The organism is Azospirillum ramasamyi, from assembly GCF_003233655.1.
Lineage (GTDB): Bacteria > Pseudomonadota > Alphaproteobacteria > Azospirillales > Azospirillaceae > Azospirillum > Azospirillum ramasamyi.
Map to the genome: position 1 here is coordinate 63,134 of NZ_CP029832.1, position 21,197 is coordinate 84,330.

The following is a 21,197-nucleotide window of genomic DNA, read 5'->3' on the forward strand; positions in this document are numbered from 1 at the left end:
CGCAATTTAACGCGAGGAAGGGCAAAAATGGTCTGGATCGCTGCTTCGGCGGGCTATGAACAAGGTGTTGGCGAAGGGTGTGCCCTGGCTCATCGGCAGGGCCGTGGCGGTCAGACCCAGCCCGTTCAACAGCAATAGCCACTCAGCCGAAGGGCGGTAGGTCAGGATTTGCCGCCATTGGCCACGTGCGGTGCAGGCCGCCTGCTCGGCCCAGCGGGTGACATGGAAAGGCAGGCCGCCGCCGGCATCCGCCTCCCTCAACAGCAGAAGGCCGCCCGGCGCCAGCGCCTCGGCGCAGCGGGCCAGCACAGCCGCCTGCTCCGCCGGGTTCAGATAGAGAAGCACGTCCAGGATGACGATGGCGTCGCTGGGCGGCAGTTCGGTCTCGCGGATGTCACCGTGGCTGACGGCATCCGCGCCCAGCGCCGTGCTGGCGATCCGGACCCGCCGGGGCGACAGTTCCACCCCCCTCGTGGCGAGGTCGGTGGGCGGGGTCGGCCAGTCCGCCGGCCAGTCGCCGGAGGCGTGCCGCTCGGCCGCCGCGCGCAGCAGCGCCGTAAGCACCCCCTGTCCGCAGCCGAGGTCGAGCAGCCGGCCTTGGGCGGGGAGCAGCGGTCGGCTCAGGAGATGGCGGAAGACGGGGTCGCCTGCGAGCTTGCCCTTGGCGAAATGCCAGGCGTAGCGGTCACAGGCGCGGTAGGGCCGGGCGGCGGCGGTCACCAGTTCCCGGAAGACGGCGTCAGACATCTTCCCCTCCATCGGGGGCCACCCCCTCCAGCGATACGGCCGTCAATCCCTGCGCGGCCAGACGGGCGAGCAGGCGCGGCAGCACCGTCAGAACCACCGGCCGGCCGGCACGGTCGCGGGCGGCGGAGCCGTCATGCAGCATCAGCAGGTCGCCGGGCCCGAGCCCGCGGAGCAGGCGCCGTTCAACCGCCGCCGGATCGCGCCGCACCGCATCGAAGCCGCGCCGGGTCCAGGTCGCCAGACGCAGGCCGAACCCGGCGAGGACGGGGTCGAGCAGGGGATTGCGCAGCCCGGCCGGCGGCTTGAAGAAGCGTGGCGGCCGGCCGGCGAGACCGGTCAGGAGCCGCTGCGCCTCCCCCACCTCGCGGCGGATCCCGCGCATGCCCATGGCGGCGAAGCGGTGGGAATGGTGCCAGCTGTGGTTCTCCACCGTGTGGCCGCGACCGATGATGGCCTCGATCAGGGCGGGGTGGCGGGCGGCGCGGTCGGCGATGCAGAAGAAGCTGGCGCGGACGCCCGCACGGTCGAGCAGGTCGAGGACGGCGGGCGTCACTTCCGGGTCGGGGCCGTCGTCGAAGCAGAGGCCGACCTGACCAAGCCGGGCATTGGCCTCCGGCAGACGGCGCAGGTTGGGGCCTAGCAGGCTGCTGCGCGGCCAGAGCCCGATGGCTCCCAGCAGGGCGTGGTTGCCCGCCACCGCGCCCAGCGCCCAGGGCCAGGATGCCGGTGCCGCCGCGAAGCTGGCCGCGGCGGCGGCATGCAGAAGGGCGGAGGCCCGCAGCAAAGGGGCCGGGCGCCAGCGCATCCGGTCAGGCATGTCCCTCCGCCTCCCGTGCGGCGGCGGTGTCCTGCCGGCTCAGCACCGCGGCGAAGGCGAGGCTGAGGAAGGCGCCGATGGCGACGGTCATGCCGATGCCCTGCAGGACGGGGATGCCGGAAAAGGCGAGCGTACCGAAGCCGATTACGGTGCAGAGATTGGCGATCGCGACCGACGCGACCGTGCGCTCGCGCAAGGCCGCGGACGGTTCCCGCCGCTCGAAGAGCAGCGAATAATTGGACCCCACCCCGACCACCAGCAGCAGCCCGACCAGATGGAAGATCGACAGCGCCTGCCCCAACGCCGTCAGAATCGCCATGGTGACGACCACCGCCGCCGCCAGCGGCATCACCGCCATCACCAGCGACCGCAGGGAGCGGAGCGCCGCCGCCAGCAGCAGTGTGATGGCGGCCGCACCCAGCACCGCCAGTGTCAGCGCCTCCTGCCGGTAAGTGCGGTAAAGGTGGTCGGATTCCTCCTTCAGGTTCAGCAGGACGGCTCCGCGCGCTGCCACCTCGCCGGCGACCCGGGCGGCGAGGGCCTGCGGGTCGGACACGCCGCGCAAGGGCAGCATGGCCGTCCAGCCGTCTCCATTGCGGACCAGAAGGGAGTCGAGCTTCAGTTTCATGCTGGTGCCGTCCAGGCTGGCCGGGGTCAGCAGCGGCATGGTCCTGGCCTTTTCGACATCGGTCAGGAAGGGGGCGAAGGCGTCGGGACGGAAGGGCAGGCCCTGCAGCGCCTCGTTCAGCGCCGCGCGCAGGGTGTCGGGCGGCGGCAGGGCGGCTTGGCGCGCACGCTGGGTCGCCTGGCTCGGCAGCGTCAGTGCGGGAGAGTCGTAGCCGGCGATCAGACGGTCGCGGGCCAGGGCCTCCAGCGGGGCGGCCAGCCGCTCGGCGGCGACCAAGGCCTCGTCCGCCGTGGCGCCGCCGGTGACCAGCAGATGGCCGGCGTCGGGCGCGCCGAGATCGCGGCGCAGCGCCTCGTCCAGCGTCTGGTCGGCTTCCGCCACCGGGCTCAGGCTCGACAGCTCCGCCGACCAGACGGCCGGACCCTGGTGGACCAGCCACGCCAGCGAAAGCAGCGTTGCGGCGGCGAGGGGCAGGCGCAGGGCCGGGGCCGCGCCGGTCAGCGCGGTCAGTACCGGCGCCAGCCGCGCCGGCCGCTCCGTCGAATAGCCCTCCGGCAAGAGGGCCGGCAGCACCCAGCGGGTGACGGCCAGCGCCACCAGCAGCCCGGTGATGGAGAAGAGGCCGAGCTGCGCCAGCCCGCTGAAGCTGGAGACCAGCATCGCTCCGAAACCGACGATGGAGGTCGCCACCCCGAGCAGAAGCGTCGGCCAGATGCGCAGCAGCGTCCGCCGCGCCGGGCTGCCCGGCTGGGTCTGGGTGAAGAGATAGATGGCGTAATCGACGCTCTCGCCCAGCAGGGTGACGCCGAAGCCCAGCGTGATGCCATGCACCGTGCCGAAGCCCAGCCCGACCGCCGCCACGCCGGCCAGCGCGCCGGTCGCCGCCGGCAGCAGCGACAGCGCCAGCACGCGCAGGGACCGGTAGACCAGCAGCATCACCCCGGCGACCAGCAGCGTCGCGGTGATGGAGGCGCGGGTCGCATCCGCTTCGATCCGGTCGCGCGTCTGGACCGAGAACACGCCCGGCCCGGTCATCACCAGCCGCGCGGCGTCGTCGGTTCCCCGGACCTGATCGAACGCGCCCTGGATCAGGTCCAGCGTCTTCTGCTGGGCGTCGAGGTCGAAGCCGGGGGCGGTCGTCTGCACCAGCAGCAGGGCCCGCGCCCCGTCCGGCGAAACCCATACCCCGTCGCGGCTGGCCGGGCCGGCGGCGCCGTCCAGCATCCGGTCGGTCAGGCGCAGGATTTCGGCGGTGGGATCGGCGGGCAGGGCCTGCTTCAGGAACATCCCCGCAGGGGATTGCAGCAGGCGCAGGTCGTTCTCCAAGGCCTGCCGCAGCCCGTCGGCAGTGAAGCGGTCGGGGGTGACGGCGGGGCTGAGCAGATAGCGGTTGCTCCAGAGATAGGCGCCGTCGGCGCCGCGCCCGGTCCGCTCGCCGTTCTCCACCGTGGCTACCAGCGGGTTGCCGCGCAGCCGGGCGGCGAGGCCTCGGCTGAGGCCGGTCAGCCGGTCGGGGGCGTCGCCCTCTATCGCAACCAGGATCAGCCGCGAGACGACGCCGTCACGCAGCTGATCGACCAGCAATTGCTGGGCCGGGGACGGCGAGCGGGGCAGGAAGGCGGAAAGGTCGGCGGTGACGGGCGTGCGCGCCACCAGCAGCCCGCAGGCGATCAGCCCGGCCAGCCACAGCGCGATGCCCCATCCGGCGCCCCGCCCGGCCCACCATCGGCTCCGTCGCACCGCACCGGTCATGCGGGGCCCGGCTGGATGGTCATGACCGAGCGGTCGCCGTCGGCCTGCAGGATCTCGATCCGGCGGATCGCGGCCTCCCGCCCGGCGATGACGATGCGCTGCACCGTCGCGCGCGCCTCATCCGCCCGAGGGGTCAGCTGCATGCGCCAGTCCTGCGCCGTGCCCTCCAGCACCACCTCGTAGAAGCGCATGATGGTCGGCACGTCGCCGCGCAGGGTCGCGCGGATGCTCTCCACATAGGTTTGGATTTCCGGCATGGCGGATACCGCCAGCGTGCGCGACGCCCCGTCGGCCTGGGTCAGCGTCAGCCGGTCGCCGTCCAGCCGCAGGCTTTCCGCCTGGGGCTGCAGCGTGCGCTTTTCCAGAAAGTCCGGCCGCCGGTAGGTCAGCGTGCCGCTGCTCTCCATCGGGGCATTCAGCAGGCTGAACTCGCGCGTCTCGACGAAGCGGGCGTTGGAACTGCCGATGGCGGCGAAACGGGCGAACAGATCCTCCAGGCCCCAGGGCTCCGCCGCCATGGCGGAAAGGGCGGAGCCGGCAAGCAGGATCGCGGCCAGCCCTGCGGAGATCAGGCGCCGGCCCGCTCTATTTCCAGAAATCATAGAAGTTGAACCAGTTGTAGGGGGCGGAGCGGGCGTAATGCTCCAGCCGGTCGGCGAATCGGCCGGCGGCCCAGCGTACCAGACCCGGACGGTCCTGCACCGGCCAGTCCTGCACCCGCGTGTCGGAGAAATCGGCGACCCGCTCGAAATGGACGTCGTAGCGCCGGCCGCCCCGGTAGATGCCGACCATCAGCACCACCGGCCGTTTCAGCATCGCCGCCAGTTGGAACGGACCCAGGGCGAAGCCGGCCGGCTGGCCCAGGAAGGGCAGGCGGACCTCCTCCTCCCCATCCAGTGTGCGGTCGGCCAGCATGCCGACGAAATGGCCCTGGTCCAGCCGCTCGCGCACCCGCAGCATCGAATCCGGCCGGCCGAGCCCGATCACCTCCATCGACAGCGCCGGGTTGATGGCGTTGAGGACCGAATTGATCTTGCGCGCATTCTCCTCGTACATCACCAGACTGACGCGTAGGTTCTTCTGGCGGTGGCCCAGCATGCGGATCGCCTCGAAGCTGCCCATGTGGGCGCCGAGCAGCAGGCAGCCCTCGCCCCGCTCCATCAGGTCGATGAGGATGTCCTCGCCATGGACGCGGATGTCGAAACCGTCGGTCTGGTCGTTCAGGAAGAAGACCCGGTCGAGCAGGCAGGCGGCGAAGACGTGATAATGGCGGAACAGGTCGCCGAAGCCGGGTGGCCGTCCCAGCGCCTTGGACAGGAACAGCGCCGAGGCGACGCGCGGCTTGCGCGAGAACAGCACGAAATAGAGGCAGATCGGGTAGAGCAGCAGCCTTGCCGCCCGCCGGCCGAGCCGCAGGGCCACCCAGACGATGAACTTGATCGCCGCCGTCGTGCTGCGCTCCGGCCGGTTCATCCACTCCTTGCGGCGGCGCGGCGACGGCGGGGCGATGGGGGAGGCCGTGGCGTCCGCTGCCGGCTTCGCGCGCAGGGGAAGCTTCATGAGGCCACGCTTTCCAGTGCCTCGCTGCCCATCGCCACGCTGCCGGTCATGACAGGGCTGCCCGCGACGCAGCCGGTGAAGGCGATGCCGCCGGCGGTTGCGGCTTGCCATTCGACCAGCATCCGGTCGCCCGGCCGGACCGGGCGCAGGAACTTGGCCGAGCGCAGCCGGAAGGGGCCGGGCCGGCGTCCCTCCGCCGCCGCGATGGCGGTCAGGGCAGCGTCGAGTAGCACGGCGCCCGGAATGACCGGATTGCCGGGGAAATGCCCGGCGGCGGTGGGATGGTCGGCGGGGAAGCCGATGTCGGTCTGTCGAGGCACGGTGGCGGCACCTAGTCGCGTTGGGGGGTGGCGAGCATCCGCAGCAGCGCCTCCCGCGGCAGCTTGCCGGTCGGGTTGCGCGGCAGGGCGTCGACGAAGCGCAGCGGGCGCGGCAGGAAGACCGGGTCGATCCGCTCGCGCAGGCGGGCCAGCAGCGTCTCGGCGGTCAGACCCGGCGCCACCACCAGCGCGGCGAGGCGGGTGGTTCCGCTCCCCCCCTCGTTCGGCATGAAGAAGACGCCGTCCCTCACCCCCTCCACCGAGTTCAGATGGTGGTTGAGGAAGGCGAGCGAGCTGCGCTTGCCGGCGATGTTGACCTGATCGGCGGAGCGGCCGTGCAGGATGAAGCGGGTATCGCTCTTCAGCTCGATCACGTCGGCCAGCAGGGTCTCGCCGTCCAGGAAGTCGCCCGATGCCCAGCTGCCCTGTTCGTCCTGGCGCAGGCGGATGCCGTCGATGCACAACCACTCCGCCGTGGCGCTGGTGCGGCGGACGGCGACCTGGCCGGTTTCCGAGCAGCCGTAGATCTCGTGCAGCGGCGCGCCCAACCTGGCCTCCGCGTCGATGGCCAGCTGCGGGGCGAGCGGCGCGGTGGCGCAGAGGATCAGGTCGAGCGGCGGCAGGGCGGTGCCGTCGGCGAGCAGGGCCTGCAGATGCACCGGCGTGGTCACCAGGATGCGGCGGCCGGGGAAGTCGCCGAGGCAGGCGGCGATGTCGGCCGGGAACAGCGGGCGGTTGGCGTGGAGGACCAGCCCATGCTGCATGGCCAGCAGGGCGACCGATTCCAGCCCGTACATGTGCTGGTGCGGCACGGTGCCGACCAGACCGGCGGCGCCCAGCCCGGCGATCCCGAGCGCGGTGCCGGCGCCATGGACGCTGCGCACCAGCGTTCCCCAGCTCTTGACCTGGGGCATCGGCCGGCCGGTGGAACCGGAGGTGAAGGCGATGGCCGCAACCTGATCGGCCGGGAAGGCGAGATCCCCGTCGAAGGGCGAGACGGCGGCGGACAGGCGGTCGAGGCCGCCTTGCGGCAGCGCTTCGATGCAGGTCATGCCGGGATAGCCGGCCCCCGCATCGGTCAGGCAGACGAGGCCGGGATAGCTGTCCTCCAGCTGGCGCAGGGTGGCCGGCGTGTCGTTCGGCGGCAGCAGGCTGACCTGACGGCGCAGCAGCGCGGCCCCCAGCCCGACGGCGAAGCCCAGCCGGTCGGCGCACAGGTTCAGCACGAAGCCGCCCTCGGGCAGGCGCCGGGCCAGATCGCGCACCGCGGCGAGATAGCCCCGCACCGTCACCGGCCGGCCGTCGTGCCAGGCGAACAGGTCGTCGGGACCGCCGTGCCGGATCAGGGGCAGGCGGGTGGTGGTCAGCATCGTCATGGCAGGACCGTCATCATTGGGCCGTCATGGATTTGGCCGCTCCGAGAAGACGCGGACGACATCCGCGATGGAGCTGTGGGAATGGTGCCGGAATTTCCGCAGCCGGTAGGCGTATTCGGCCAGGAACATCGCGGCCACCAGCGGCAGGTCCAGCACGTTGATGAAGAAGGACCAGACGGTGTCGGGGGCGAGGCGGAACAGCAGGGCGGACATCGCCAGCTGTCCGGCGAAGAACAGGCACCAGGCGATGGTGACGCGGCGGGTGTAGACCAGCATCTCGTCGGTCAGGGTGCCGCGGATGCGCCGCGCGATCCAGGTGATCAGCGGTTCCCGCCCGGCCAGCAGGGTTCGGCCGAACAGGACCAGCAGGCCGACATAGATGGTGGCGTGGCTGACCGCCGAGGCCGCCAGCAGCCCATCGCGGGCGGAGCGCCAGGACAGGAAGAGCAGGGCGATGCCGGCGGCCAGCGCCAGCCAGCGGAAACGGGGTGCGGCGCGGCTGACCGCCACGCCGGTCACAGCGGCTTGGACCAGCGCCAGGGCCATGGCGGTTTCGGCGTCCAGCTCGGCGACGATGGCGCCATGGAGCAGCAGGGGGTAGAGGGCGACCAGCGACAGGACGGCACCGACCGCGAGCGTGCTTCTGGCACCTCTTCCGGCTCCTCTGCCGCCTCCCCTGGCCTCTGCCGCGACCTCCGGCATCAGGCGGCTTTGAGCTGTTGAATGTGATCGTTCAACGTGCGCAGCGAGGTGAAGATCCTGGTGTTGTTCTCGTCGTCCGCTCGGAGCTTCACCCCATAGGTCTTGGAAACGGCGAGCGCCACCTCCAGGATGTCGATCGAGTCGAGCCCCAGCCCTTCGCCGTAGAGGGCGGCGTCCGGGTCGATGTCCTCCGGGGCGGTTTCCAGCGTCAGGGTATTCACGATCAGGGTCGCCAGATCGAGTTCGGCGGGAGACATGGTCTTCAAGTCACTCATTATGCCTCGCTAAAGCAACGCCTGTGACTGTTGATGTATTCTACCCATTTCGATATAACCCGATGGTGTAGAAAACCGTATTCGAGTCCCAGGATTCGCATTTTCAGGAGTTACGATAGCTACGCGCCGGGGTCGATTCCATCATTATTTCGGAGTGATCAGTTTGTTTTGCTCAAGATTGGCTTTCTTTGCAGAGATATGATGCCGGAGCCGCCCGGTACGGTTGCCGGTGGCGGATCGGGGCTGCGGATGGAAAACGGGCCAATTGAACGTTTGAAACACCATGGAACGGTTTTCCCGCCCCTGTTCACTGTTTCATCCCGCGGGATGGCGATCCCCAGGCACGGACCTCACGGCAGGGCCGGCGGCAGGCCGGACGGAGGCGGGCCGGCTGCGGACGGAATTGTGGAGGGTGACGGCGAAGTCTAGTGCCGGGCGCCGCCGCCGGCCATGGAAAGCTTCAAAGAATGGTTCTCAGATCACGATGCCGGCAAGGGCGGGGCTTTGTTCCAGCGTGTCGGCCAGGATCTCCAGCATGTGGCGGCAGTCGGCGCGGGTGACCGGGGCGCCGAGGCAGATGCGCAGGGCCTCCGGGGCGGGGCCGGCGGTGAGGAAGGTGTCGCTGGCGGCGGCAGAGATGCCGCGGATGCGCAGATGGGCGGCGAACTCCCCGCGCGTCCAGGCCGGCGGCAGGCGGAGCCACAGGTGGAAGCCCTCCGGGTGGGCGGTCATCGCGGAGGACGGCAGCAGGTCGCGGGCCATGCGCTGGCGGAGCGTCGCCTCGGCCCGGATGGCGGCGAGAAGCGCGTCGGCGGTGCCGTCGGCGATCCATCGGCTGGCGACCGCGGTGGGAATCGGCGGGGTGCCGAGCATGGTCGCCCGCTGGGCGGCGGCCAGCCGCATCGCCTGACGGGTATCCGGTGCGGCGACATAGGTGACGCGCAGGCCCGGCGCCACGCATTTCGCCAGCCCGGTGACATGGAAGGTGATGTCCGGCGCCAGCGCCGCGATGGGCGGCGGCGCATCCTGCGGCAGCACGCCGTAGATGTCGTCCTCGATGACCGGGATGCCGTGTTCGCGGGCGATGGCGGCGATGGCGGCGCGCCGGTCCGCCGGCAGGGTCGCCGTCGTCGGGTTGTGCAGGGTGGGGATGCAGTAGAGCGCCTTCGGCGCATGAGTTTCGACGGCGGCGCGCAGGGCGTCGGGATCGAGCCCGTCTCCGTCCATCGCCACGCCGACCACCCGCAGCCCCAGCTGTCCGGCGATGGCCCTGAAGCCGGGATAGGTCAGCGCCTCCGTACAGATGGTATCGCCGGGGCGGGCCAGCATGCTGAGCAGGGCCAGCAGCGCGCTCTGCGTGCCGGGGCAGACGACGATCCGGCCGGCGTCCGGGGCGCCGAGCCGCCGGGACAGCCAATGCGCGCCTGCCGCGCGGTCCTCCTCCAACCCCCCGGCCGCCGTTGCGGTGTCGGGATAGCGCAGCAGCGATTGCGGGTCGAGCCGCAGCATCGCCTGGGCCAGACCCTGCCGTACGCGCTCCAGCAGCTCCGGCGCGTCGGGCAGGGGCGGCTGGTTCATCGTCATGTCGATGACCGCCGCGGCCTCCCGCCGGGCGGTGGGGGACGGCGGCTCGTTCGGGGCGAGGCCGGCTTTGGCGCTGATGCCGGCCTTGGCGCTGATGAAGGTGCCCTGGCCGACGCGGGCGTCGAGAAGCCCCCGGCGCCTCGCCTCGCCATAGGCCCGGCTGACCGTGGTCAGATCCACTTCCAGGCGGACGGCGAGCGCGCGTTGCGGCGGCAGCCGGTGCCCCGCCGCCAGCCGGCCGCTGCGCACATCGTCGGCGATGGCGTCGGCGATGGCCAGATAGACCGGCTTGCTGCGGTTCGCCAGATCGGGTTGCCAGAAGCCCGGGCCGGACTGCTCCGCCGGATCGGAGCCTTCGGCGGCATGGGCCGGGATATCGGATTGCATGGACTGTCCTGATCGTTTCCTTGGCCCGCACCCTGCGGCGTTGTCCGCATCATATGCGGGTTATGGGGCGAGGAACACGCTGTCGTGGCGGACCGGTTCACCGGCAGGCTCGGGCGTCAGCGTGAAGGCGAGCGGGGTGGAGGCGCCGGCCAGGGCCGACCGCGGCACGCGGACCTGGATGCGGTAGGTCTCCACCGCGTTGGCCCGGGCCGACAGCGCCAGTTCGCCGGCCTCGCCGCTCTCGCCCGACAGGCCGAGGCTGGCCTGCGGCGGGCCGGACAGGGTCAGCCGGTATTGCCGGTCCGTCAGAGACATGTTGGCGATCTTGATGGTGTAGGCGTTCTGGATGCGCCCGTCGCTGAGCGCCACGAACAGCGGCGCCCGGTCGCGCAGCACGGCGATGTCGTTGCTGGGCTTCAGCGCCAGAGCGATGGCCATCGCGCCGCCGACCACCACCAGCATCAGGCCGTAGACGATGGTGCGCGGCCGCAGCAGGCGGTAGCGGGGCGGCGGGACCGCCGTGGCTTTCGCCGTTTCAGTAGTGATGGCGGCTTTCGCCGTTTCAGTAATGGCGGCGGCTTTAGCCGCCTGGGCGGTCAGGGTGTCGAAGCGGATCAGGTCGCCGGGCCGGCCGATGCGCGCCATCACGTCGTTGCAGGCATCGACGCACAGGCCGCAGCCGATGCATTCCATCTGGATGCCGTCGCGGATGTCGATGCCGGTCGGGCAGACCTGGACGCACTGGCCGCAATCGATGCAGTCGCCGAACCCCATCCGGTTGCGGGTATCCCACCCCTCGCTCTTGCGCAGGGGCGCCCGGCCCTCGCCGCGCCAGTCCTGATAGGTGACGACGAGGCTGTCCTCGTCCAGCATGGCGGCCTGGATGCGCGGCCAGGGGCAGACGTAGAAGCACATCTGTTCGCGCATGAAACCGGCCATCAGATAGGTGCAGGCGGCCATGAACAACACGGAGCCGGCGGCGAGCGCCGAAGCGTCGAAGCGCAGCAGGTCGACCGCCAGCGTCGGCGCGTCGGTCAGATAGGCGATGCTGAGGAAGCCGGTGACGGCGGAGATCGCCAGCCACGCCGCATGCTTGACCGCCTTCTTCGCCAGCCACCGCGCGGTCCAGGGCTGCTTGTCCAGCCGGATGCGGTCGGTGCGGTCGCCCTCCACCCGCCGCTCGATCCAGACGAACAGGTCGGTCCACACCGTCTGCGGGCAGGTGAAGCCGCACCACACCCGGCCGCCCAGCGCCGTCGCCAGGAACAGGCCGATTGCGGCGATGATCATCACCCCGGTGATGTAGTAGACATGCTGCGGCCACAGCTGGACCGCGAAGATGTAGAAGCGCTGGCTGCCGAGATCGAACAGCACCGCCTGATCGGGCACGCCCGGCCCGCGGTCCCAGCGCAGGAAGGGCAGCAGGGCGAACAGCGCCAGCAGCACCGCGCCAAGCCCGGACTTCAGCCGCCGGAATCGCCCGCGCACCGCCTTGGGATGGATCTTGCGGTGGGAGGCGTAGGGGGATTGCGGCTCCTGCGGGACGGAAGAATGGTCCTTGGAGCCGCTTGGGCGGCGGGTGATGGTCGGCGCATCGCTGGGCATGGGGCACCTGGCACGAAGGTACCGTCAGGCCGCCGCTTTCAGGCAAAGCGTATGGAGAGGCGGCCATTCGGCGATGCGGTTCGTATGGATCATTGATCGGATTGCCGCAAGCGAATTGCCGGTATGCCATTCCCTGAATCGGGCATTTGCGCTGGTTTGTCGCAGTGGACGCGGGAAGTTGCGGATTGGGGATCCATACAATGCTTGGCGTTACGAGGCTGGCCGCTTCATTGTATGGATAGCTGGGATGCTTGGCAGGGCATTGTCGAACCGGCATGCCGATGCACATTGTGCTGGCAGGAAAGCGATCATGCGACAGGCGCGATGAGCAGCATCAAGTTGGGCGGCAGGAATTCGAAAGACGGCGCGGCGGCCAAGGACACCGGAAATCCCTGTATCGGACTCTGCCGCTTCGGCGGTCAGGAGGCCTGCCTGGGCTGCCACCGCACCAAGGCCGAGGTGAAGGGCTGGAAAAAGCTGAGCGACGCCGCCAAGGCGGCCATCAACCAGCGGATCAGGCAGGAGGCGGGGCAGGCCCCGCCGGTGAAGGGCGCCGACGGCAAGGCGCCGCGCAAGCGTCTGCGCAAGCTCGACCGGAAGATCGGCAAGCTGGAAGCGAAGCTCGCCGCCCTGCGGGCCGAGCGCGACGCCATTGCGGGGGCGGGCTGAGGCGCAGTGGTGTGGCGGGCTGTGATGCCGGCCCCGACGCAGGTCAGGTGCGGGCGAGGAAGCTGCCGATCGCCTCGACCACCGTGTCCTCGCGTTCCCGGTGCGGGACGTGGCCGGTGTCGGGCAGCATATGGACCGTTCCGCGCCCGGCGGCGATGCGGGCGGGGTGTTCCGCGGAGCCGTATTCGTCCCGGTCGCCATGCAGCGCCAGCACCGGGCAGCGGACCTCCGCCAGGGCGGCGTCGAGCGTCCAGCCGGCGAAGTCCGGCGACAGCCAGGCTCCGGTCCAGGCATCGACCGCCCAGCGGGCCTTGTCGCCCTGGTATTTCGCCAGCCGGGCGAGCTGGTCCGGATCCTGGAATCCCCGTTCGGCGACGCGGATGCCGGCCAGCGTCCGGTCCTCGACGAAGGCCTGGGCGGCGATGGTGACCAGCGCCCGGCAGCGCGACTGGAAATACGCCGCGGTTTCCACCGCCATGCCGCCGCCGACGCTGTGGCCGCAGGCGACGAAATCCCTAATTTCGAGCCGGTCCAGCAGGGTCGGCACGACGCTCCGCGCCTCCGCCGCCACGAAATCGAGGGCGAGGCGTCCCGGATGCGGATCGGAGCGGCCGAAGCCGAGCCGGTCATAGGCGACGACCCGCCTTGCCGTCGCCGCCGCCAGCCGGGCCGGGAAGCCGCGCCACAGATCGACGCAGCCGAGGGAATCGTGGAACAGCAGGATCGGGGGACGGGCGGTCCCGTCCGGACTGTCCGGCCGCCATTCCTTCACGAACAGGCGGCCGCCCTCGACCTGGATGAAATGCTCTGCGTCACGGACGGCGGCGGGCTGCGAAGGCGGCGTGGTCATGTCATCCATCGGCTGCGGTCAATGGCGGTCGTCAATGGCGCTCGCCTTTCGGCATCGGCGGGCCGGAGGCTGCGGCCCCGGCCGTCCGACATGCGGGTGAGCGGATTCGGCGTCAGCGAACCGAGACGTCGTAGCCGAAATGCTGCTGGCTCAGCTTGGCGATGGTGCCGTCCTTGGCGGCCTCGTCGATGGCCTTGTTGAAGCGGGCCTTCAGATCGGCATCGCTCTTGCGCAAGCCCACGCCCATGCCTTCGCCCAGCACGCCGCGCGACATGGTCGGGCCGACCAGCGTCATGTTGTCGTTGCCCGTGCTGCGGATGATCGCCTCGATGGGAGAGCGGTCGCCGAAGATGGCGTCCACCCGGCCGGAGGACAGGTCGATGGCGGCGTTGTCGATCTTGTCGTAGCTGCGCACCGTCACGTCCGGCAAATGCTTTTCCAGGAAATCGACCTGGATGGTGGAGGTCTGCACGCCCACCGTCTTGCCCTTCAGCAGCTCCGCCAGCTTGGCGAGCGCCGCCTTGCTGCCGGCCTCGTCGGAGAGGTCGATGCGCTCGGCGCCGAAATCGGCGCCGTTCAGCTTGGAGGACTTCATCACGGCGAAGGTCGACTGTTCGGTGCCGTAGGGGCCGGCGAAGTCGATGACCTTCTTGCGGTCGTCGGTGATGGTCATGCCGGCCATGATGGCGTCGATCCTGCCCTGCTGCAGCGACGGGATCATGCCGTCCCAATCCTGGGCGATCAACTCGCACTCCGCCTCCATGCGCTTGCACAGATCCCAGGCGAGGTCGATCTCGAAGCCGACCAGCTTGCCCGATGAATCCATGCCGTTCCACGGGGCGAAGGAGCCTTCCGAGGCGATGCGGATCTTCTTCGCGTCCTTGGCGGCGGCGGGGTGGTCCATGGCGACGCCGGCGGTCCCCGTCGCCAGCGCACCCAGCACCAGCGCCATAAGGATCTTCTTCATCGGCTTGTTCCTTCCATTCATTGTGCTGCCCGGCGCCGGCTGTCCGCCCCGCGCCGTCAGCGAAGTGACCGGACTTTGGCACAGGCGTCCGCCGGCCGTCATCCCCCGCGTTGCCATGACGCCGCCGGTCGAATCACCGGCAACCGTCCGTGACCGGGAAGGCCTAAAGGCGGGCGCGGGTGCTGCGCGGGGTGTTCAGCAGCAGGTTCGTCTCGCTGGTGGTGATGCCGGGGATCAGGCGGATGCGGCGCAGGATCGCATCGAATTCCGGCAGGCTTGCGGCGGACAGCTCCACGATCAGATCCCAGCGTCCGTTGGTGCTGTGGATCTCCATGATCTCGGGGAAGCCGCTGAGCGTGCGCACGACGCGGTCGGTCGCCTGCCCCTCCACCTCGATCAGCATGATGCCGCGCACCGGCGCCTCCACCGTGTCGGCGCGCAGGATGACGGTGTAGCCGATGATGATGCCGGACGCCTCCAGCCGCTCCATCCGCGTGCGCACCGTCGCCCGCGACACGCCCAGTTCGATGGCGAGGTCGGAAATGCTGCGGCGGCCGTCATGGCGCAGCAGGGTGATCAGCTTCTCGTCCAGCTGGTCGAGGGTCATTTTCGCCGGCATCCACCAAATTGGTAAGCTTGGCTGTTCGTTTTGGTAGGCCCGATGGCCGGTTTTGTCAAATTGCCCTGTCCGTTCCGCCACGCGCCTGTGATTTGCTGGTGAGGGGAACAGGCGAGAGGCCGAACAATGTCCTACCGGAAGACAAAGACGAAGCAGTGCCGGCTGGTCGGGGTGCCGGTGCAGGATGGGGCGGGGCGCCTCGGCTGCGAGATGGGGCCGAGCGCCTACCGCACCGCCGGGATCGCGCGGGCCTTGTCCGAGCTGGGGCACAGCGTCACCGACCTCGGCAACGTGGCGCCGCTGCCGCAACGGCCGATGAAGCAATGGCAATGCGGCGCTGAAGCTGCTGCCGGAGGTGGCGGGCTGGACCGCCGCGCTGTCGAAGGCGGCGTATGAGGCGAGCGCCGGGCAGGACGCCATGCCGATCTTCATGGGCGGCGACCACAGCCTTGCCGCCGGCACCCTGACCGGGCTGGCGCAGCGGGCCGCCGAGACGAAGCGCGAGCTGTTCGTCCTGTGGCTGGACGCGCATCCCGATCTTCACACGCTGGAGACGACGGAGAGCGGCAACCTGCATGGCGTGCCGATGGCCTATGCGACCGGCCGCGCCGGCTTCGACGGCTATTTCCCGCCGCCGCCGGGGCGGCTCGATCCCCACAATGTCTGCATGATGGGCATCCGCAGCGTCGATCCGGCCGAAAGGCGGGCGCTGGAGAATTCCGGCATCACCGTGCACGACATGCGCAAGATCGACGAGCACGGCATCGTCTCCCTCCTGCGTCCGTTCCTGGAGCGGGTGGCGGAGGCGGACGGGCTGCTGCATGTCAGCCTGGATGTCGATTTCCTCGATCCCGGCATCGCCCCCGGAGTCGGCACCACGGTTCCCGGTGGCGCGACCTTCCGCGAGGCACATCTTATCATGGAGATGCTGCACGACACCGGCCTGGTCAGCAGCATCGATCTGGTGGAACTGAACCCCTTCCTGGACGAGCGCGGGCGCACCGCGATCCTGATGGTGGAACTGCTGGCGAGCCTGATGGGACGCCGCGTTCTGGATTACCCGACCCGCAGCTTCTGACCGATTGGAGCGTTTGAGCCATGATCCCGAACCTGAACCTCGTTCCCTTCGTCAGCGTCGATCACATGATGAAGCTGGTGCTGCACATCGGCGTGGAACGCTTCCTGACCGAGCTGTCGGCCTATGTGGAGGAGGATTTCCGCCGCTGGGAGAGCTTCGACAAGACGCCGCGGCTGGCCTCGCACAGCGCGGAGGGCGTGATCGAGCTGATGCCGACCAGCGACGGCCGCACCTATGGCTTCAAATACGTGAACGGCCATCCGAAGAACACGCGGGAAGGGCGCCAGACCGTCACCGCCTTCGGCGTGCTGGCCGATGTCGGCACCGGCTATCCCGTGCTGATGACCGAGATGACCATCCTGACGGCGCTGCGCACCGCCGCAACCTCCGCCGTCGCGGCCAAGCATCTGGCGCCGAAGGATGCGCGATGCATGGCGATCATCGGCAACGGGGCGCAGTCGGAGTTCCAGGCGCTGGCCTTCAAGGCGCTGCTGGGCGTCGACAGGCTGCGGCTCTACGACATCGACCCGGCGGCGACGCAGAAATGCCTGCGCAACCTGCGCGGCCGGGGCTTCGAGATCACCGCCTGCAATTCGACCGAAGAGGCGGTTGAGGGCGCGCAGATCATCACCACCGTCACGGCGGACAAGCAGTACGCGACCATCCTGACCGACAACATGGTCGGGGCCGGCGTCCACATCAACGCGGTCGGCGGCGATTGCCCCGGCAAGACGGAGTTGCATCGGGACATCCTGCTGCGGTCGGACATCTTCGTGGAATATCCGCCGCAGACGCGGATCGAGGGCGAAATCCAGCAACTCGCCCCCGACCATCCGGTGACGGAGCTGTGGACGGTGATGACCGGACAGGCCGTCGGCCGGCGCGACGCGCGGCAGATCACCCTGTTCGATTCCGTCGGCTTCGCGACGGAGGACTTCTCCGCCCTGCGCTATGTCCGCGACAAGGTGGCGGGGACGGAGTTCTACGAGAACCTCGACATGCTGGCCGACCCGGACGAGCCGCGCGACCTGTTCGGCATGATCCTGCGCGCCGCGAAGCCGGCCCCGGCGGGGGACGCGACGCGAGGCGGGGGATGACGGCGGAGAAGTACCGCCCGACAGTTCTCCGCATTCCATACCAGTCCAGGGGAGGGGCGGCCCGGGGTCGGGGAGTATGCATGACTTTTGGCCTGGTCGCCGGGCCGCGGTTCCAAGTGAAGCTGTGGGCGGCCGGATCGGGAAAATCGTTCTGCCTTCTGAAATGTTGTCGATCCGCGAAGAGGGTCAGTGAACGAAGTTTGTCGACATCCGTAGCCCCTGCAATCAATCCGTATGGCTGACGCAAACGTCAGGAAAATAATCCGGGGATTTCCCTGACGTTTTTGCAACCGTTTCCACTCTTTTCCCTTGCCATGTCGGTTGCATTGCAGGCAGACGTTCAAAAAAAAGAAGAACAGGCAGTCGACAATCGGACCAAACGGGGTTGGGCATGAGGATGAAGGCTCTGTCGCTGGCGGGCAAAACGGTGGCGCTTTGCGGCGGCGGATTGCTGATGCTCGCCTTTGCAACGTTCGGTGTCAACGAGCTGCTGCTGACCCGCTATGCCGAAAGGGTGGCGGTCGAGCGGCAGGAAACCAACATGCGCGTGGCCTGGGACGTGCTGAACCAGTATGGGCAGGCGTTCGACATGCGCGACGGCACGCTGTATGCCGGCGACCGCGCCCTGAACGACTTCTTCGAACCGGTGGACCGGGTCAAGCGGCTGGTCGGCGGCACGGCGACCCTGTTCATGGGCGACCTGCGCGTTTCCACCAATGTGCTGAAGCCCGACGGCAGCCGCGCGGTCGGCACCACTCTGGCGAAGGGTCCGGTCCATGACGCGGTGCTGGGACGCGGCATGCCCTATCGCGGACAGGCGGACATCCTCGGCACGCCCTTCTACACCGCCTACGACCCGATCAAGGCGCCGGACGGGCGTGTGGTCGGCGTGCTCTATGTCGGCATTCCGAGGGCGGAGTTCTTCGCGACCATCCGCGACACCCAGACGATGATCGCCGCCATCAGCGGGGCCGTGACCCTGCTGGTCGCCGCCGTCTGCCTGCTGCTGGCCCGGCGGATGTTCCGGCCGCTGTCGGGCATTCGCGGCGCCATGGAGGATCTGGCGCGCGGCGACCTGTCGGTCGCCATTCCGGCGCTCGGCCGCAAGGACGAGATCGGCGGCATGGCGAAGGCGCTCAGCGTGTTCAAGGACAATGCGATCGAGGTCGCCAAGCTGCACGAGGCCCAGGCGGAGGAGCGCGCCCGCTCGGCGCAGGAGCGCCGCGAGGCGATGGAGGAGGTGGCGCAGTCCTTCGAAGGGTCGCTGCTGGGCGTCGTCGGCGTGCTGAGCGCCACCACCACGCAGTTGCAGGCCAATGCCCAGCGCCTGCACGACATCGCCGAAACCGGCAGCCTGCGCGCCGCTGCGGTCAGCACCGCCGCGGGCGACGCGAGCGACGACGTGCGCACCGTCGCGGGCGCTTCGGAAGAGTTGAGCCTTTCCATCGGCGAGGTCAGCCGGCAGGTCGAGGACTCGGCCCGCATGGTCCGCGCCGCGGTGGAGGAGGTGACGAACACCAACCGGACGATGGACGGGCTGGCGGCGGCGGCCGGCAGGATCGGCGAGGTGGTGACGCTGATCCAGGACATCGCCGCCCAGACCAACCTGCTGGCGCTGAACGCCACCATCGAGGCGGCGCGGGCGGGGGAGGCCGGCAAGGGCTTCGCCGTGGTGGCCGGCGAGGTGAAGACGCTGGCGAACCAGACCGCGCGCGCGACCGACGACATCGCCCGGCAGGTGGCGGAAATCCAGGCGGTGACCGGCCATGCCGTGGAGGCCATCGGGGGAGTCGGCCGCAAGGTGATGTCGGTCAGCGATCTGGTCGGGCGCATCGCCGTGTCGGCCGATCACCAGGGCGTCACCACCGCCGACATCGCCCGCTCGGTCCAGCGCGCCGCCGACCGCACGGCGGAGGTGACGCACAACATCCGCGAGGTCTCGCAATCCGCGCACGAGACGGGGACGATGGCGTCGGAGGTCCGCGCCGCCGCCGCCGACCTCGGCCGGCAGGCGATGGCGCTGCGCGATCAGGCGGAGGAGTTCCTCCGCCATGTGCGGACGGCTTGAGGGGGCTCCGTCACCACCCCATCCACTTGCCGTATTCGCGGACGAAATCCTGCCGGATGGCGTTGCGGTTCATCCGTTCCGGCGGAAGCTGCTTGTGCAGGCCGCCGCGCAGGATGACCTCGGCCCGCGTCTGCCAGGGCTCGTCATCCTTCTCGATGCCTGAGAAGGCGAAGCTCATCGGGTGATGGGCGCGGGCGCGGATCGCGTAGGAGAACTCCTCCTGGCCGTCCCGCAGCACGGCGATGCCGGCGCTGAAAGGACTGGCATCCATCTCCACGGCGCGGCCGTTGCGTTCAAGCTCCTCCGCGATGTCGCGCAACGCGGGAACCACGTCGTCGCTGATGAAGCGGGCCACGTTCCGCCGCGCGGCACCGGCGCCCGGCGGAGCCGCCGCCAGACCGCTCCTGCGGCCCAGCATCGCGGAAAGTCCTTGCCGCCAATCGCCGTCGCCGGCCGTTTCCGCCGCCGGAGCGGTGGCGCCCGTCGCCATGCGGGTGGCGCGCCGGCCGGGATCGATGCTCCGCTCGCTCCGCAGGCTGACGACGAGGCCCACGCACATCATCACCATGACGATCGCGAAGGGCAGCGCCGTGGCGATTGCCGCGGTTTGCAGGGCCTGGAGGCCGCCGACCAGCAGCAGCACCGCCGCCACCACTCCCGCCAGCAGCGCCCAGAAGAGGCGGGTGGTGATGGGCGTATCCTGGTTGCCGCCGGAACCGATGATGTCGATGACCATCGCGCCGGAATCGGCGGAGGTGACGAAGAAGGTGACGACCATCAGCGTGGCGATGGCGGAGCTGATGGTGCTGAGCGGCAGCTGATCCAGCATGACGAACAGCGCGGTCGGCACGCTCTCGGCCACCGCCGCGGCCATGCCGCCGCCTTGGAACATCTCGATATGGATCGCCGTCTCGCCGAACACGACGAACCACAGCATGGTCAGTGCGACCGGGGCGATCAGCACGCCGCCGATGAATTCGCGGATGGTTCGGCCGCGCGACACGCGGGCGATGAACATGCCGACGAAGGGAGCCCAGGAGATCCACCAGCCCCAATAGAACATCGTCCAGCTCGCCTGCCACTCCGCCCCGGCATAGGGCAGGGTGCGGAAGCTGGTATAGGGCAGCGTCCACAGGTAGCGGCCGATGCTCTCCACCAGCGTCGACAGCAGGAACACCGTCGGACCGAGCAGGAAGACGAAGGCCAGCAGCAGCAAGCCCGCCAGCATGTTCAGCTCGCTCAGGCGGCGGATGCCCCGCCCGACCCCGCTGGCGGCGGAGGCCGCGGCAATCACCGTGATGACGGCGATCAGCACCATCTGCTGCCACAGGCCGACGTCGAGCAGGCCGAGATAGGCGAAGCCGGCGTTGATCTGCATGACGCCGAGGCCCAGCGAAGTCGCGATCCCGAACAGCGTGCCGAAGATGGCGATGATGTCGACGATATGTCCGGGCCAGCCGCGGATCCGGTCGCCGAGCAGCGGATAGAGCGCCGACCGGATGGTCAGGGGAAGATCCTGGCGGTAGGCGAAATAGCCCAGGGACAGCCCGACGACGATGTAGATCGCCCAGGCATGGAGGCCCCAGTGCAGGAATGCGAGGTTCATCGCCTCGCGCGCGGCGTCGGGCGTGCCCGCCTCGCCCACGCGCGGATTTGAGAAATGCAGAATGGGTTCGGCGACGCCGTAGAACAGAAGCCCGATGCCCATCCCGGCGCTGAACAGCATGGCGAACCAGGACGGATAACTGAATTCCGGCTCGTCATCGTCGTGTCCCAGCTTGATCGCGCCGTAGGGGCTGAAGAACAGCCATAGGACGAACAACAGGAAGCCGGCGACGGCGAGCACGTAGAACCAGCCGAAGGTACCGACGACGAATGCTTGTATTTCCGATACGCGAGAACTGAAGGGTTCGGTGAACAACGCAGCCAGGGCGACAAACAGTAGAATCAAGCCGCCGGCCGTGAAGGAAACGGTCTTGTTTATCTGTTGCATGAGCATCCATCATCGTTGCTGATCGCAAGGATGATATGAAGCCTTCAAGCCCGAGATAAAGGGCTGCGGTGGGATGATCGCCGAGAGAATCCGCATGAAAGGA

At 69.3% G+C, this 21,197-nt stretch carries 18 protein-coding genes and 1 pseudogene; 4 read left to right on the forward strand and 15 right to left on the reverse strand.

Features of this window, described 5'->3' with window-relative positions; all coding sequences use genetic code 11:
- Positions 1 to 6: 6 nt before the first annotated feature.
- The 11 genes from DM194_RS19720 to ccoG all read right to left on the reverse strand — a co-directional run bounded on the left by DM194_RS19720 (position 7) and on the right by ccoG (position 11,753).
- Positions 7 to 747 carry a methyltransferase domain-containing protein gene (locus DM194_RS19720; protein WP_246024519.1) on the reverse strand — a complete coding sequence of 247 codons (741 nt, stop codon included), beginning with the start codon at positions 745 to 747 and terminating at the stop codon, positions 7 to 9.
- Positions 740 to 1,564 carry a polysaccharide deacetylase family protein gene (locus DM194_RS19725; protein WP_111069288.1) on the reverse strand — a complete coding sequence of 275 codons (825 nt, stop codon included), beginning with the start codon at positions 1,562 to 1,564 and terminating at the stop codon, positions 740 to 742. Before DM194_RS19725 ends, DM194_RS19720 begins: the two co-directional genes overlap by 8 nt.
- Positions 1,557 to 3,932, reverse strand: a complete 2,376-nt coding sequence (locus tag DM194_RS19730; RefSeq protein ID WP_246024520.1) for an MMPL family transporter — start codon at positions 3,930 to 3,932, stop codon at positions 1,557 to 1,559. Before DM194_RS19730 ends, DM194_RS19725 begins: the two co-directional genes overlap by 8 nt.
- An 8-nt stretch (positions 3,933 to 3,940) precedes the next feature.
- On the reverse strand, positions 3,941 to 4,546 hold the full coding sequence (locus DM194_RS19735) for a LolA family protein (RefSeq protein ID WP_111069290.1): 606 nt from the start codon (positions 4,544 to 4,546) through the stop codon (positions 3,941 to 3,943).
- A complete protein-coding gene (locus DM194_RS19740; RefSeq protein WP_111069291.1) occupies positions 4,530 to 5,504 on the reverse strand; it encodes a lysophospholipid acyltransferase family protein in 975 nt (324 codons plus the stop codon). Before DM194_RS19740 ends, DM194_RS19735 begins: the two co-directional genes overlap by 17 nt.
- Positions 5,501 to 5,824 carry an ApeI family dehydratase gene (locus DM194_RS19745; protein WP_111069292.1) on the reverse strand — a complete coding sequence of 108 codons (324 nt, stop codon included), beginning with the start codon at positions 5,822 to 5,824 and terminating at the stop codon, positions 5,501 to 5,503. The genes DM194_RS19740 and DM194_RS19745 overlap by 4 nt, the downstream gene beginning before the upstream one ends.
- Positions 5,825 to 5,835: 11 nt before the next feature.
- On the reverse strand, positions 5,836 to 7,200 hold the full coding sequence (locus DM194_RS19750) for an AMP-binding protein (RefSeq protein WP_111069293.1): 1,365 nt from the start codon (positions 7,198 to 7,200) through the stop codon (positions 5,836 to 5,838).
- Between the two features lie 24 nt (positions 7,201 to 7,224).
- The gene (locus DM194_RS19755; protein WP_111069294.1) at positions 7,225 to 7,902 is read right to left on the reverse strand and encodes a COG4648 family protein; all 678 of its coding nucleotides are present in this window, start codon (positions 7,900 to 7,902) and stop codon (positions 7,225 to 7,227) included.
- Positions 7,902 to 8,177 (reverse strand): phosphopantetheine-binding protein, encoded by a 276-nt coding sequence (locus DM194_RS19760; RefSeq protein ID WP_111069295.1) that lies wholly within the window; start codon positions 8,175 to 8,177, stop codon positions 7,902 to 7,904. Before DM194_RS19760 ends, DM194_RS19755 begins: the two co-directional genes overlap by 1 nt.
- Positions 8,178 to 8,651: 474 nt before the next feature.
- Positions 8,652 to 10,148, reverse strand: coding sequence for an aminotransferase-like domain-containing protein (locus DM194_RS19765; protein ID WP_111069296.1), 1,497 nt, complete (start codon positions 10,146 to 10,148; stop codon positions 8,652 to 8,654).
- A gap of 60 nt (positions 10,149 to 10,208) precedes the next feature.
- Entirely contained in the window at positions 10,209 to 11,753 is a 1,545-nt protein-coding gene (ccoG, locus tag DM194_RS19770) for a cytochrome c oxidase accessory protein CcoG (protein WP_111069297.1), read from the reverse strand.
- Between the two features lie 324 nt (positions 11,754 to 12,077).
- Between ccoG and DM194_RS19775 the strand changes: the two genes are divergently transcribed.
- Positions 12,078 to 12,422, forward strand: a complete 345-nt coding sequence (locus tag DM194_RS19775) for a DUF1289 domain-containing protein (RefSeq protein WP_111069298.1) — start codon at positions 12,078 to 12,080, stop codon at positions 12,420 to 12,422.
- A 43-nt stretch (positions 12,423 to 12,465) separates the two neighbouring features.
- Here the strand turns inward: DM194_RS19775 and DM194_RS19780 are convergent, their stop codons facing one another.
- From DM194_RS19780 to DM194_RS19790, 3 genes are all read right to left on the reverse strand, one after another.
- Positions 12,466 to 13,272 (reverse strand): alpha/beta fold hydrolase, encoded by an 807-nt coding sequence (locus DM194_RS19780; RefSeq protein WP_111069712.1) that lies wholly within the window; start codon positions 13,270 to 13,272, stop codon positions 12,466 to 12,468.
- A 112-nt stretch (positions 13,273 to 13,384) separates the two neighbouring features.
- Positions 13,385 to 14,239, reverse strand: a complete 855-nt coding sequence (locus DM194_RS19785; protein WP_111069299.1) for a transporter substrate-binding domain-containing protein — start codon at positions 14,237 to 14,239, stop codon at positions 13,385 to 13,387.
- 163 nt (positions 14,240 to 14,402) lie between these two features.
- On the reverse strand, positions 14,403 to 14,846 hold the full coding sequence (locus DM194_RS19790) for an Lrp/AsnC family transcriptional regulator (RefSeq protein ID WP_111069300.1): 444 nt from the start codon (positions 14,844 to 14,846) through the stop codon (positions 14,403 to 14,405).
- 138 nt (positions 14,847 to 14,984) lie between these two features.
- On the opposite strand from DM194_RS19790, the pseudogene rocF reads away from it, so the two are divergent.
- The 3 genes and pseudogenes from rocF (at position 14,985) to DM194_RS19805 (ending at position 19,101) form a co-directional block, all read left to right on the forward strand.
- Positions 14,985 to 15,936 (forward strand): annotated as a pseudogene (gene rocF, locus DM194_RS19795) (arginase).
- A 20-nt stretch (positions 15,937 to 15,956) separates the two neighbouring features.
- On the forward strand, positions 15,957 to 17,033 hold the full coding sequence (locus DM194_RS19800) for an ornithine cyclodeaminase (protein WP_111069301.1): 1,077 nt from the start codon (positions 15,957 to 15,959) through the stop codon (positions 17,031 to 17,033).
- 391 nt (positions 17,034 to 17,424) lie between these two features.
- Positions 17,425 to 19,101 (forward strand): methyl-accepting chemotaxis protein, encoded by a 1,677-nt coding sequence (locus tag DM194_RS19805; RefSeq protein WP_246024521.1) that lies wholly within the window; start codon positions 17,425 to 17,427, stop codon positions 19,099 to 19,101.
- Positions 19,102 to 19,111: 10 nt separating this feature from the next.
- On the opposite strand, the gene DM194_RS19810 is transcribed toward DM194_RS19805, so the two are convergent.
- Positions 19,112 to 21,100: a BCCT family transporter gene (locus DM194_RS19810; protein ID WP_342792458.1), complete on the reverse strand. Its 1,989-nt coding sequence runs from the start codon at positions 21,098 to 21,100 to the stop codon at positions 19,112 to 19,114.
- Positions 21,101 to 21,197 lie beyond the last annotated feature (97 nt).

What these genes read in the sequence shown, in the direction of transcription:
- DM194_RS19750 (WP_111069293.1), bottom strand. Translation starts at nt 7,200, where the DNA reads ATGACGATGCTGACCACCACCCGCCTGCCCCTGATCCGGCACGGCGGT.
- ccoG (WP_111069297.1), bottom strand. Translation starts at nt 11,753, where the DNA reads ATGCCCAGCGATGCGCCGACCATCACCCGCCGCCCAAGCGGCTCCAAG.
- DM194_RS19725 (WP_111069288.1), bottom strand. Translation starts at nt 1,564, where the DNA reads ATGCCTGACCGGATGCGCTGGCGCCCGGCCCCTTTGCTGCGGGCCTCC.
- DM194_RS19765 (WP_111069296.1), bottom strand. Translation starts at nt 10,148, where the DNA reads ATGCAATCCGATATCCCGGCCCATGCCGCCGAAGGCTCCGATCCGGCG.
- DM194_RS19780 (WP_111069712.1), bottom strand. Translation starts at nt 13,272, where the DNA reads ATGACCACGCCGCCTTCGCAGCCCGCCGCCGTCCGTGACGCAGAGCAT.
- DM194_RS19760 (WP_111069295.1), bottom strand. Translation starts at nt 8,177, where the DNA reads ATGAGTGACTTGAAGACCATGTCTCCCGCCGAACTCGATCTGGCGACC.
- DM194_RS19785 (WP_111069299.1), bottom strand. Translation starts at nt 14,239, where the DNA reads ATGAAGAAGATCCTTATGGCGCTGGTGCTGGGTGCGCTGGCGACGGGG.
- DM194_RS19775 (WP_111069298.1), top strand. Translation starts at nt 12,078, where the DNA reads ATGAGCAGCATCAAGTTGGGCGGCAGGAATTCGAAAGACGGCGCGGCG.
- DM194_RS19720 (WP_246024519.1), bottom strand. Translation starts at nt 747, where the DNA reads ATGTCTGACGCCGTCTTCCGGGAACTGGTGACCGCCGCCGCCCGGCCC.
- DM194_RS19735 (WP_111069290.1), bottom strand. Translation starts at nt 4,546, where the DNA reads ATGATTTCTGGAAATAGAGCGGGCCGGCGCCTGATCTCCGCAGGGCTG.
- DM194_RS19805 (WP_246024521.1), top strand. Translation starts at nt 17,425, where the DNA reads ATGAGGATGAAGGCTCTGTCGCTGGCGGGCAAAACGGTGGCGCTTTGC.
- DM194_RS19740 (WP_111069291.1), bottom strand. Translation starts at nt 5,504, where the DNA reads ATGAAGCTTCCCCTGCGCGCGAAGCCGGCAGCGGACGCCACGGCCTCC.
- DM194_RS19755 (WP_111069294.1), bottom strand. Translation starts at nt 7,902, where the DNA reads ATGCCGGAGGTCGCGGCAGAGGCCAGGGGAGGCGGCAGAGGAGCCGGA.
- DM194_RS19810 (WP_342792458.1), bottom strand. Translation starts at nt 21,100, where the DNA reads ATGCTCATGCAACAGATAAACAAGACCGTTTCCTTCACGGCCGGCGGC.
- DM194_RS19800 (WP_111069301.1), top strand. Translation starts at nt 15,957, where the DNA reads ATGATCCCGAACCTGAACCTCGTTCCCTTCGTCAGCGTCGATCACATG.
- DM194_RS19790 (WP_111069300.1), bottom strand. Translation starts at nt 14,846, where the DNA reads ATGACCCTCGACCAGCTGGACGAGAAGCTGATCACCCTGCTGCGCCAT.